The sequence below is a fragment of the Deltaproteobacteria bacterium GWC2_55_46 genome (assembly GCA_001595385.3).
GTDB lineage: Bacteria > Desulfobacterota > GWC2-55-46 > GWC2-55-46 > GWC2-55-46 > UBA5799.
Genome location: LVEI03000001.1, coordinates 156,372 through 168,899, shown reverse-complemented (window position 1 = coordinate 168,899; position 12,528 = coordinate 156,372). Strand labels below are relative to the sequence as shown.

At 56.2% G+C, this 12,528-nt stretch carries 8 protein-coding genes; 5 read left to right on the top strand and 3 right to left on the bottom strand.

The window, feature by feature from the left end:
* The first annotated feature begins 3 nt into the window (after window positions 1-3).
* The 5 genes from A2V21_300845 to A2V21_300825 all read left to right on the top strand — a co-directional run bounded on the left by A2V21_300845 (window position 4) and on the right by A2V21_300825 (window position 8,282).
* Entirely contained in the window at window positions 4-1,368 is a 1,365-nt protein-coding gene (locus A2V21_300845; protein ID OIJ72928.1) for a PEP-CTERM-box response regulator transcription factor, read from the top strand.
* Between the two features lie 8 nt (window positions 1,369-1,376).
* Window positions 1,377-2,687 (top strand): UDP-N-acetyl-D-glucosamine dehydrogenase, encoded by a 1,311-nt coding sequence (locus tag A2V21_300840; protein OIJ74994.1) that lies wholly within the window; start codon window positions 1,377-1,379, stop codon window positions 2,685-2,687.
* An 11-nt stretch (window positions 2,688-2,698) separates the two neighbouring features.
* On the top strand, window positions 2,699-4,045 hold the full coding sequence (locus A2V21_300835) for a hypothetical protein (protein OIJ72927.1): 1,347 nt from the start codon (window positions 2,699-2,701) through the stop codon (window positions 4,043-4,045).
* 103 nt (window positions 4,046-4,148) lie between these two features.
* Window positions 4,149-5,954 carry a hypothetical protein gene (locus A2V21_300830; protein OIJ72926.1) on the top strand — a complete coding sequence of 602 codons (1,806 nt, stop codon included), beginning with the start codon at window positions 4,149-4,151 and terminating at the stop codon, window positions 5,952-5,954.
* Window positions 5,955-5,981: 27 nt separating this feature from the next.
* Complete coding sequence (locus A2V21_300825) at window positions 5,982-8,282, top strand: hypothetical protein (GenBank protein OIJ72925.1); 2,301 nt, start codon at window positions 5,982-5,984, stop codon at window positions 8,280-8,282.
* 2 nt (window positions 8,283-8,284) lie between these two features.
* On the opposite strand, the gene A2V21_300820 is transcribed toward A2V21_300825, so the two are convergent.
* From A2V21_300820 to A2V21_300810, 3 genes are all read right to left on the bottom strand, one after another.
* On the bottom strand, window positions 8,285-9,166 hold the full coding sequence (locus tag A2V21_300820; protein ID OIJ72924.1) for a type II secretion system protein GspN: 882 nt from the start codon (window positions 9,164-9,166) through the stop codon (window positions 8,285-8,287).
* 72 nt (window positions 9,167-9,238) lie between these two features.
* Window positions 9,239-9,682, bottom strand: a complete 444-nt coding sequence (locus A2V21_300815) for a hypothetical protein (protein ID OIJ74993.1) — start codon at window positions 9,680-9,682, stop codon at window positions 9,239-9,241.
* A 2-nt stretch (window positions 9,683-9,684) separates the two neighbouring features.
* Entirely contained in the window at window positions 9,685-12,399 is a 2,715-nt protein-coding gene (locus A2V21_300810) for a hypothetical protein (protein ID OIJ72923.1), read from the bottom strand.
* Between the last annotated feature and the right edge of the window lie 129 nt (window positions 12,400-12,528).

The following is a 12,528-nucleotide window of genomic DNA, read 5'->3' as shown; positions in this document are numbered from 1 at the left end:
ATAATGGAAAAACAAAAACTTCTGATAATAGACGATGACGAGGCGGTAAGAGGGCAGATGCAATGGGCGCTGTCCGATGAGTTTACGGTAACGACAGCCCGGGACGCCGAGAGCGCCATGCGCGCTCTCAGGGATGAACAGCCCCCGCTGGTGACGCTCGATCTGGGCCTTCCGCCTACCCCATCGGACTTTAGCGTCGGGTTCAGGCTCCTGGGGCGCATCCTGCAGCATGACCCGCTGGTCAAGGCCGTGGTCATCACCGGGACCAGCGAACGCGGTTCAGCCATAAAGGCCGTCTCGCACGGGGCCCATGACTTTCTCGTAAAGCCTGTCGATATTGACGAGCTCAAGATAATTCTAAAGAGGGCCGTCTACATGCATTCGCTCGAGTCTGAGCACACGAGGCTTCACAAGGTATGCGGCAACCAGGGCTTTGAGGAAGTGCTCGGCATGAGCCCCAGGATGCTGGAGGTCTTCTCCACTATAAGGAAGGTTGCGGCCTCCGACGTCCCGGTGCTCATCACCGGGGAAAGCGGCACTGGTAAGGAGCTTGTCGCAAAGGCCATCCACTCGTACAGCTTGAGAAGACAGCGCTCTTTCATACCCATAAACTGCGGGGCGATACCGGAAACACTCCTGGAAAGCGAGCTCTTCGGGCACGAAAAGGGGGCCTTCACGGGAGCGCACATACAGAGGAACGGCAGGATAGAGCTGGCCCAGGGCGGCACGCTCATGCTCGATGAGATAGCGGAGCTGCCGGTCCAGCTCCAGGTAAAGGTACTCAGGTTCCTCCAGGACCACAGGATAGAGCGCGTTGGAGGCAGGGACTCTATCAACATCGACGTAAGGGTCATAGCGGCGACGAACAAACCCCTTAAAAAGATGATAGCGGACGGCAGTTTCAGGGAGGACCTCTTCTACAGGCTGGCGGTTGTTCCCATAGAGCTGCCCCCTTTAAGGGAACGCGGGGAGGATATCGTCATGTTCGCCAAGGCGTTCCTCCAGAAGTACTTGCCTGAGAGGAGCAGGCCCAAAACACTCAGCCCCGAGGCCGTAGAGGTCATAAGCTCCTACGGATGGCCCGGCAACGTAAGAGAGCTCGAAAACAGGATAAGGAGGGCCATCACATTCTCTGATGGTCATGTGGTAAGGCCGGCGGACCTCGGCTTCAGCACCATGGAGGAGGCGCCGCAACAGCTGGACCTCAAGAAGGCAAAGGAAGACCTCGAGGTAAAGTTCGTTCTGATGGCCATAACGAAGCACAACGGCAATATCAGCAAGGCTTCTGAGGAGCTTGGGCTCAGCAGGCCTACGGTACATCACCTGATAAAAAAGCACAATATGCTCGAATCGGTCAGAAAGGGGTAAAGGTGCCTGTGAACTACAACAGAGTCCTTAAGACGATAGTCAGCAAGGAAGCAAGGATAGGGGTAGTAGGTCTGGGCTATGTAGGGCTTCCTATAGTCCTCAGGTTCTGCGAGGAAGGCTTCAAGGTGACGGGGTTCGACGTGGACAAGGGCAAGGTAGATGCCATTAACGCCGGGAGTTCATACATAAAGCATATATCAGGGGAGAAGATCGGCGGTTTCATCGACTCTGGCTCTCTTATAGCTACTACTGACACCGCGCTCCTCGCCAAGGCCGACGCGGTCATAATCTGCGTGCCAACGCCGCTTTCAGATAAACGTGAGCCAGACCTGACATACGTTTATAACTCAGCTACGGACATTGCCAGGCATCTGAGGAAGGGGCAGATAATATCCCTTGAATCTACCACCTACCCAGGGACTACGGAAGAGGTCCTGCTACCGATATTCGGAAGGAATGGCTTCAAGGTCGGAAGGGACTTTTTTCTTGTCTTCTCGCCAGAGCGCGAGGACCCGGGACGTGTTGACTTTACGACAAGAAACACACCGAAGATCGTAGGTGGCGTCACAGAGAGGTGCTCTAATTTAGGCTCCGCCCTCTACTCGCAGATAATACACGAGGTAGTGGCGGTCTCTTCCACCAGGGTCGCGGAGATGTCCAAGCTCCTCGAAAATATCTACAGGTCGGTCAACATAGCGCTCGTCAACGAGCTCAAGATGCTCTGCGACCGGATGGACATAGATATCTGGGAGGTCATAGAGGCCTCCAACACAAAGCCTTTCGGGTTCCACGCGTTCTACCCAGGCCCCGGCCTTGGCGGCCACTGCATACCCATCGACCCTTTCTACCTTACGTGGAAGGCAAGGGAATACGACTTCTCCACGAGGTTCATAGAGCTGGCCGGTGAGATAAACACCAACATGCCCTACTACGTGGTGACCAAGGTAATGGAAGCGCTCAACGCCAAGGGCAGGAGCCTGAAGGGCGCGAGCATACTCATCCTCGGGGTAGCCTACAAGAAAAACGTTGACGACTTGAGAGAGTCCCCCTCCCTCGAGATCATAAGGATACTGAAGGATAAGGGCGCCAACGTCTCCTACAACGACCCGTACGTATCGATAGCGGTCAACCACAAAGCCGACTTCAGGATGCGCTCGGTGCCCCTGTCGCTCAAGAACCTGAAAAAATATGATTGTGTCCTCATCGCCACAGACCACTCGGCCTATGATTACCGCTGGATCGTCGCGAACAGCAAGCTCGTGGTCGACACGAGGAACGCCACGTCCGGCATAAAGAGCCGGAACGTGGTGAAGGCCTGAAGCGAGATGACATGACAAAGCCGAGACTGCTGGTCCTCGATGACGACGAGACCGTAAGGGGGCAGATGCGATGGGCCTTCTGCAGGGACTACGAAGTGCTTGAGGCAGAGACCAGGGGTGCGGCCTTGCGCGTCGCGCGCGAGCAGGAGACCCAGCTCGGCGTGATAGACCTCGGCCTGCCTCCAGCCCCGCTGGAGCCTTCGGAGGGCATGACTGCCATAAGGGAGATACTCTCCATTAACCCCCTGTTCAAGGCGGTCATAATAACAGGGCTAGACGAGAGGCAGGAGGCCTTCAGGGCGCTCGATCTCGGCGCTTTCGATTATTTCACAAAACCGGTATCTATCGACGAAGTAAGGGTCACGCTCAAGCGGGGATGGCTCTCATACAGGCAGCAGGCCGAACACCTCAGCGCCTCTTCCGGGGCAGGCTGGCCAAATGAGATGATCGGTGTAAGCGCGCCGATGCAGGAGGTATTCCGGACCATTCGGAAGGCGGCGGAGGTGAACATACCCGCGCTGATCGCCGGGGAACATGGCTCCGGCAAAGAGACAGCCGCAAGGGCCATGCACAGGCTTGGCATAAGGCATGCCATGCAGTTTATATCCGTCGACTGCGCCGGCACCCCTCATAAGGAGCTTGAAAACGAGCTCTTCGGCTTGAATGGCGACGGGAGGCACGGCAGGAAATGCAGGTTCGAGCAGGCGGACGGCGGGACTATCTATATGAAAGAGGTCGGCGCCTTGAGCCTGTCCCTTCAGGGACGTCTTTTGAGGGTCCTTCGCGAGCACGCGATCGAAAGACCCGATTCAAACGGGCGTACAAGCATCGACGTAAGGGTCATATCCTCTACGGCTATGGATTTACGCGCAATGGCCCGGAGCGGCGAGTTCAGCGAAGAGCTCCTCCACAGGATCGGGGTCATAACGCTTGAAGTGCCCCCGCTCAAGGACAGGGGCGATGACGTCTACCTGCTGGCCCTGTACTTCCTAAAAAAACACTCAAGGGAGTTCAACAAGCCTGTACGCGGATTTGACAAAGAGTGCGTAGGGTATCTCAAGTCGTACCGGTGGCATGGGAATGTCAGGGAACTTGAGAACAGGGTCAGGCGGGCCGTCATCTTCTTCAACAAGTCCGAAATAAGCGGCGCCGACCTGGGGATACCAGCCATCGCTTTTGACGCGCCAAAGAAAAACAGCATGGGGCTGGCCGAGGCCAGGGACCTCTTTAAAAGAAGGATGGTACAGGAAGCGCTGTCGCGGAGCAAATGGAATGTCGCAAGGGCAGCCGCAGAGCTTGGCATAAGCCGCCAGTACCTCTCAAAGCTCATCACGAAATATAATCTCAGCCCCGCATGAAGCCGTCATTCAGGCGGCTTGCCTTATAAAAAAATCGTGTTTTCCTCAGAAGCTGTATTTACGGTGTATACTTTGCTTCAACCTGCGAACAGAGAGGCCTATCATGAGAAGGCTCGTTAAAGCGCTTTTTTTTCTGATCCTTTTTGAGGCGGCAACCGCAGGAAGCGCCCTTGCCATACCTGAGACACCGGGGCCGATGCTGAACGGGCCTGCGCACAATGAGGCGATAGAACAACTGAAACTGGGCGAATTCCGAAAGGTCGTCGAGCTTGAAAAAGGGGTCCTTGAGAGGGACCCCGCGGACCTGACCGCGCGTTTCATGCTCGCCATAGCATACCTCGGCTTGAATGAAGAGAAGAAGGCGGTGGAACAGGCCATCCTCGCAAACTACGCCGAGCCCGGGTTCGGCGTCGAGATATACGGGGCCATGGGCAGGTACTACATAACGAAAAGAAGATTTCACAAGGCGCTCGTCTATTTCAAGGAAGCGCTCAAGATAAAAGAAGACCCGGGCGTATTGAAGCACGTGGCCTCCATCTATCTCGGACAGGGCTTGCTTCAGAACGCCAAAGAATATCTTGAGAAACTGGTTCCAACCGACCCTGACTACCTGAACCTCAGCAGGATATACCTCGCGGAGACAGATTTCGAGAAGGCCGTGGAGTACGCCAACGAGGCGATCAAGACCGACCCGGACGCAACAGGAGCGTACCTAGTCCTTGGGACCGCGCACCTGCTCACAGGCAAGCTCGATCAAGCCGAGGCCAACTTCAGGATACTCGGCAGCACGAACCCCGATTTCTTTCTGACCTCGTATTTCATGGGCGTCATAGACATGATGCAAAAGGATTACAAGGGAGCGCTCAATAACTTCCGTACTCTCATCACCTCCTCCCCTCGCCTCAAGGAAGGGTACCTTAACGCCTCTGTCGTCCTCCATCTTGAAGGAAAACTCGACGCGGCGGCTGATATGGCCAGGAAGGCATTGAAAGAAGACCCTCTTGACCCTGTAGCGCGCATGGTCCTCGGCAGCGTCTACTTATCCCAGAAGGAATATGACAAGGCTCATGAGGAGCTGGCCATGGCTTCAGACGCCTTCCCGGAGTTTCAGCCGTATCCGGCCGATGAGATATTAAAAGGGTGCGGCGACTGCTCCGCAAGGTTTAGCCTCGCGCTTATATACAACAGGGCCGGACTTTTCAGGCAAACAGCCGAACTGATCCCGGAGGGGTCCGCGGACCCGCTTCTTAAGATAATGCGCGCCAGGGCGCTTCAGAAGCTTGGAGACACCGATGGTGCGGAAACGGAATACCAACGGGCGCTACAAGAGCGCCCGGAGATGGTATCGGCATATATCGGCCTTGGCGAGATACTTGAGGCGAGGGATGACGGTTCAAACGCTGTTGAGCTCTATAAACTGGCCTCTCAAAAGGCCCCTGACTCGGTCCGCGTAAGGGGCAGGCTTGCCGAATTTTATGGAAAGACAGGAGAAGTCGACAAGGCGGTAGCGGAATACATGACGGTCATCGCGGTGTCGCCGGGCACGGTCTCAGCTTACCGCAAGATAGCATCTCTCATGGCTGACGCCATGGGCGACCTTGACGGCGCACTTGAGTTCGCGAGAACGGGGTCGGCGCTGGCCCCTGAGGACGTCGAGACGAAGGATACGCTCGGGTGGATATATTACAGGATGGGGATGTACCGGGAGGCGCTCGATACCTATCAGGCGGTAGAAAAGACAGGGAGGGCGAACCCGGTCGTCTATTACCGCATGGGGCTGGTATACCTGAAGCTCGACATGCCGGAGAACGCCATGGCGGCCTTTGAGATGGCACTTGACCAGAATGACGAGTTTACCGAGGCCCCGGAGGCCAAGTGGCGGTTGAAGATACTGAGCGGCTTAAGCTAAAAAAAAGATATTTACAACAGGCGGGCTATGACAAAGTCAAGGACATACAACAGATGCCGTGCTGCCATCTTTTTCGCGTTGCTGCTCTTCCAGGCCGGATGCGACTCGAGCCCTGAGAAGGTCTTCCAGAAGCACATGAACAACGGCGCTGAATTCCTCGAGTTCTCACAGTTCGACGAGGCCTCGAAGGAGTACAGGGCGGCTGTCCAGGTGCTTCCAAACAGCGCAGAGGCTCACTACAGGCTCGCCCTTTGCTACCTTGGGCTTGCCCGCCCTTCGAACATGAAGGAGGCGTTCAGGGAATTAAGCAGGACAATAGCGCTTGAGCCTGCGCACACGGAGGCAAAACTTAAACTCGCAAGGCTTTACCTCGCTATCAAAAACTACGACGACGCTTCAAGGATGGCAGAGGGCGTCTACAAGGAAGACGGCTCGGCCACAGAGGCGATGGTAGTGATGGCGTCGGCATTCGCCGGGAAAAAGGAGTTCGACAAGGCGCTCGCCGTAATGGACAAGCTCCTTGCCGCGAAGCCGCCCGGAGCCAGGCCCCATATGGCCGCAGCGGGGATATACATGGCGAAAGGCGACCTCAGGCTGGCTGAGGCGAGCTTTAAGGAGGCTATTGAAGCCGACATGTCGGAAGCCGCGCCCCGCATAGCCCTCTCCGAGCTGTATATGCGGCAGAAAAGATATCAGGAGGCGGAAAGAGAGCTGAAAGGCGCCTCCATGGAGCTTAAGGAGCCGGGGAAGATACTCGCGGCGCTCGCGCGCTATTATGTATCCATGAACAGGCAGGCCGAGGCCGAAGCGACTCTCAAGATGATAATCGACCATGAGCCGGGCAAGGCTCATGGCTACATAATGCTGAGCGAATATTACCTGGCGTTGAGGAAGGTATCTGAAGCCGAGAGGGTCTACAGGACGGCCGTTGAAAAGAACAAAGGCGACCTCGTAATCCTAAAAAGATACTCGGAGCTTCTCCTGAACGTCAACAAGCCGGCAGAAGCGGCCGCTTTCATAGACAAGGTCATTGAGAAGGAGCCGCATGGTTACTACGGCCATTATCTGAAGGGCAGGTTAAGGGCGATGCAGGGCAAGACCTCAGAGGGCCTCTCGGAGCTTCAGGCGTCGATAAAGGAGGAGCCTGCATTCGCCATGTCCCATTATGCCCTCGGTCTTATTTACAGGGGCAAAAATAACAACGAGCAGGCAAAGGCTGAATTCAGCGCTGCCGCGCGGCTCAACCCCGGCCTTGACGCGGCCCGTCTCGCCCTGGCAACGGTTTACATGGAGGGCGGAGACCTCAAGTTGGCCGCTGACGAGCTTGAATCGGTCCTCGGGCGAAACCCCGGCAACCTCGCGGCAACCCTCGCGACAGGCAATATCTATATATCATGGAGAAAACCATCAAAGGCAGCCGGGCTCTTCAGGGCAGCGGTCGATATAGCGCCTGACGACCCGCGGGGGTATTACGGGCTCGGGATCGCCTATCTCCTTCAGAAACAAGAGCCTTCCGCGCTGAATTCCTTCGAGAAGGCCCTCGCGCTCGAACCAGCTGACGTGCGCTCTCTTTCAAGGATCGCCGCCATCTATCTGCGCAGGGGGGAGAAAGCGCGCGCTATCGCAAAAGTGACAGAGCACCTTAAAAAAACACCAGAGAGCCCCTGGGTATATCAACTCCTCGGCAGGGTGCGCCTTGCCACGGGAGAGATGGACGAGGCTGAGGCCTCATTTAAAAAGGCCATAGAGATAAAGGCCGATCTTGTGGAGCCATACCTTGAGCTTGGAAAGCTCCTGGCGAGAAAGGGATCGGCAGAAGAATCGGTACGCGTTTTCAAAGAGGCGATAAATACCAGGCCAGATTCGCTTCCAGCCAACATGCTACTCGCGATATTATATGAGTCATACGGTAACGCTCGTGAAGCGGCGCAATATTACGAGCGGGTCCTCGGTATCAACCCAAGGTTCGCCCCGGCAGCGAACAACCTCGCGTTCATATACTCTGAGAACGGCAGGCTCGGAGAAGCGCTGCCGCTCGCTGAAAGGGCAAAAGAGGCCGCCCCGGACGACCCGTTGATATCGGATACGCTCGGCTGGATATATTACAAAAAACAGGCCTACCTTAAGGCCGCCTCACTCCTTAAAGAGAGCGCCGAGAAGCTGCCGGATAACCCGGTCATACGCTATCATCTGGGCATGGCCTATTACAAAAAGGGGGAGACGGCGCTGGCTAGGGAAGAGCTTTCAGCGGCGCTCAGGCTCTCCGGGGATTTCCGTGGCTCTGAAGAAGCAAAGAGCGTATTGAAGGATATCTCGAAGAGGCCATGATATCAAAGGCCTGAAGAAAGGCCGCCAAGGGTGCCCTTTAACGGGATGGAGTAGAAATTGGCCGACTTCCTGTAGTTCGCTATGGGCGACAGCATGTATTGTTTTTCCAGAAGGTCGCCGTGCGGGACTATCTCAATCGTCATATCGACCGGGCTCTCTGAAAGCGGCCTTGATATCCTTATATCCCCGAGAAGTCTCATGGAGATCTGAGCCCCGTCTATCCATAGGCCATTAAGGCGGATACTACAGTCCTTGAGATCAGCTGAAAAGCCCGCCTCGTCTATTCCGTCAAAAGGAAGCGGCATGCCCCTGAAACGTAACTCCGCGCCACGCAGCTCCGTTCCTTCAAGCCTTGCAAACCCGTTCGGGCATCCGCCTCTCACGGCGATAGAGACCGAGCTGTCGAAGGTACCGTCCAATACAAGGCCTGCGCGCGCCAAGGCATCAAGGTAAGAAAATCCCATCCCCCTCGCCTCGATATCGATAGACGAGCTATTAAGCCCGGATATTATCGAACCCTCTATGACGCCTTTCCCCGCCTCTCCCCTCACGTCTACCTTTAGACCCGTTAATATCCCCAGTGGATTAAAGTCGGCACGGAGCCTGTCAAGGCGCATCACATTGCCGCCACGGTTGGCGACCCTGAGCCCATCGAGCTTGAAGCCTAACGGGAAGGCCGTGTCAAAAGAATCGCTCTCAAGAAGAAGCCCGGTCTTTTCGAGAAACTCCTCTACCAGGACCTTCTCATATATGCGCGCCGGAACAAGGTGAAATAAGGTAAGCGAGAAAAGAACGAGGCCGATGGCTGCGGCGACCGTTGCTATAACGAGCTTTTTTAGGAACGGCGCCCTGTTTTTTATGATGTGGGTGTTTTTTTCCTTCAAGGATACCTGCCTTCGCTGACAAAAAAGCGTAGAGAAAGTCTACTCCGAAAGACCTTTTCAGTCAAGGCAGGCTCATTCAATGTAATATTTTCTGAACCACGGCCTCTCATGCTGGTCCTCTGACGCGAGGAGCCATATCCCGGCGCTCATGCCCCATATGGCGTTAAGGACAAAGACGGCAACAGGGGTGAGCATACCGTAAGAAAGGCCCATGATCCCGGCCCCATGCATCGGAAAGATAGAGAAGAGCTGGACTAATGTAGGTCCTATGCTCAGTATGACACCACGAAGAGCGTAAGACCTCCACGCGAAAGGAACGAGGAAGAGAAACCCCCATAGGCCGCCCCAGACTATCCGGGTATAAATAGCTGTACGAGGCAGCTCATGATCTATACCAACGCCCATATATGAAAGTAGCCCGAAGTGGCCAGCGGCCCAGAGCGAGAAGGTATTTACGAGCGCACCGAAGACCCCGGCGGAGAAGGTCAGCGAGAGGTATTTGACGATAGAGTGCAGCATTACAGCACAGGGGATTCCGGGCCCCTCAGATAGACCCTCGCGTCCACCGCAACGCAGCCATGCCCCACCCCAAGCACCATAAGCGGGTTTATCTCTATCGTCTCAAGCTCCGGGAAGTCCTCTATCAGGGCGGAGAACCTCAGGACAGTTTCCTTCAAGGCGTCAATATCCCTGGGCGGCCTGCCCCTGTACCCTGTGAGAAGAGGGAAGCTCTTGAGCTGGGTGAGCATCCTCTCCGGCTCCACGTCGTTAAGCGGGTGGATCGCGAAGGAGACGTCTTTCAATAGCTCTACCTCCACGCCACCGAGCCCGGCCATTATGAGCGGGCCGAAAAGAGGGTCTACTGACATGCCCACTATCATCTCCTGCCCTCCTTTGACCATCGGCTGGACCACCACCCCCTGCATCTCGCTTAAAAGCCCCGCCTCCTCTATCTTGAGCTTTATGTCGTTGAAGGCCTTTCTTACCTCTTCGGCGTTCCTCAAGCCTACCGCTATGCCGCCCACGTCGGTCTTGTGCACTATCCTTTGAGAGCGGACCTTCATGACCACCGGAAAGCCTGTCTCTCCCGCTACCTTCGCGGCCTCATCGGCGTTCATCGCTACCCTCGTCACTACCGAGTTTATACCGTAACGGCTGAGTAAGGCGAGCGCGGCCTCAGGCATCATCCAGCCCCTCCTGGCGCCATCTTCGAAGACGCTCCTTCTTATCGCGTCGGTGTCAAGGCCGGGGAACTTTACAGGCGCCCCCTCTGCCCTGTACTTGTACTGCGAATAATTGTACGCCAGCGACAGGGCCTGAACGGCGTCCTCAGGGAAGATGAACGGACGGAGCCCTGTCTCCTTTCTTATGCCCTCCATCATGGCCTGGGACATCATAAAGCAGGTCACGACGGGCTTGTCTCCCTTATAACCGGCAAGTGCTTCGCTCAATGCGCCGGCTACGTCTTCTGGCCTGGTCACGAGTGGCGGTATGTAGATCACGATGACCGAATCTATCTCCGGGTCATCGAGCATCACTTCAAGGGAGAGCTTGAAAGACTCAGGCGGAGCGGTAGCTATCATGTCGACCGGGTTCGTAACTGCCGCGGCCTTCGGGAGAAAGGCGCGGAGCCTCGCCTGGGTCTCGTCCGTCAGGGGAGTTACCTTAAGGCCCAGCCCCTCGCAGGCGTCAGCAGCGAGCACACCCGGGCCTCCCGCGTTGGTGAGTATCCCCACCCTCGGCCCCTTGGGAAGAGGCTGATGCGTGAGCACCTGCGCGGCGTTGAACATCTCCTTTATGGTCGTTACCCTTATGACCCCGGCCTGCCTGAAGAGCGCGTCAACGGCGACGTCCGAGGCGGCAAGCGCCCCTGTATGGGATGTGGCCGCCCTCGCCCCTACCAGAGACCGTCCGGCCTTGACGGCTATAATAGGCTTTTTGTGCGATATCCTCTTCGCTATCCTGCCGAACTTCCTGGGGCTGCCGAATGACTCCTGATAGAGGACTATGACGCCGGTATTTAAATCGTCCTCCCAGTACTCCATGAGGTCGTCTGTTGCTATGTCTATCCTGTTGCCGAAGCTTACGAACGAGGAAATACCGAGGTCTATGCTCTTGGCGTGGTCGAGGAGGGCGAGGCCCAAAGCCCCGCTCTGCGAGCCGATGCTCAGGTTCCCGGCAGGAGCGATGACAGGAGAGAACGTGGCGTTAAGCCTCACCTCAGGGCTGTTGTTCAAGACCCCGAGACAGTTTGGCCCGACGACCCGCATGCCGTAAGAGAGTATCTTCTCGCGGAGCATCCGTTCCCGTTCCTTGCCCTCTACACCGGATTCGCCGAAGCCGGCGGATATGACGACGAGCGTGCCGATCCCCTTCTCGGCGCATTGGTCTACGACGCTCAAGACCTGCTCGGCGGGGACCACTATTACCGCGAGGTCTATATCGACCGGCACGTCCAGTACGGTAGGATATGAGAGCACGCCAGCGATGGAATCGGTCTTCGGGTTCACAGGGAAGACGACACCCTTGAAGCCGTCCCTCAGCATGTTCCTGAAAAGGGCGCCGCCTACGCTCTCAGGGCTCCTGGAGGCGCCTATTACGGCTACGCGCCTTGGGTTCAAAAGCCTTCTTACGCCCTCGCTCCTCGCGACGTGTTCCCTGTACGCCTGCCTCTTCGAATACTCTTCCTGGTCCTTCAGGTCTATGAAGTAATGGTGGACCCCCTCCGAGAAGGTCTTCTTGAACCTGAAGCCGCTCTCGTCGAAGACCTCGAGCATGTGGATGTTCTCGGCGAGCACCTGCGCCCTGAAGATAGTTATGTTGTATGACAGGGCGGCCTTGGCAAGCTCTTCAAGCAGGAGCGTGCCTATGCCGTGGAGCTGTATATTGTCCTGCACCGTAAAAGCGACTTCGGCGGTCTTTTTATCAGGAAGGGTATCCCACCTGGCCACAGCCACTATCCGTTCCCTTTCGCCCTCCCCTATGGCCGCCACATAGGCGTAGCGCTCTGGAGGAGTGAGCTCCGTGAAGTATTTAAGCTCCTCGTCGGTTATATGCTCCTTGGCGTACTGGAACCTCAGGTATCTCGTCCGCGGGCTGAGCCTGTAGAAGAATTCCTTGAGCTTCTGCTTGTCCTCAGGGCGTATGGGGCGGAGCTTCAAGCTCTGTCCTGTCCGGAGGATCACCTCAATGCTTTCAGGCTCGCCTCCTTCAAACCTCTTCTCGACAGCCATTTTGGCCACCTCTATTCTTTTGGGGCCGCGAAAAAGGGACTATTCTCTTTTTCAGGGCCATACACAAGTTTTTCCCATATTGAAGAAAAATGCAACCCGGCACGCAACATGAAATGCCTTTGATTAACG

Excerpts from the sequence above, each read along its gene's own strand:
- A2V21_300810 (OIJ72923.1), bottom strand. The coding sequence starts at position 12,399 with ATGGCTGTCGAGAAGAGGTTTGAAGGAGGCGAGCCTGAAAGCATTGAG.
- A2V21_300845 (OIJ72928.1), top strand. The coding sequence starts at position 4 with ATGGAAAAACAAAAACTTCTGATAATAGACGATGACGAGGCGGTAAGA.
- A2V21_300825 (OIJ72925.1), top strand. The coding sequence starts at position 5,982 with ATGACAAAGTCAAGGACATACAACAGATGCCGTGCTGCCATCTTTTTC.
- A2V21_300830 (OIJ72926.1), top strand. The coding sequence starts at position 4,149 with ATGAGAAGGCTCGTTAAAGCGCTTTTTTTTCTGATCCTTTTTGAGGCG.
- A2V21_300835 (OIJ72927.1), top strand. The coding sequence starts at position 2,699 with ATGACAAAGCCGAGACTGCTGGTCCTCGATGACGACGAGACCGTAAGG.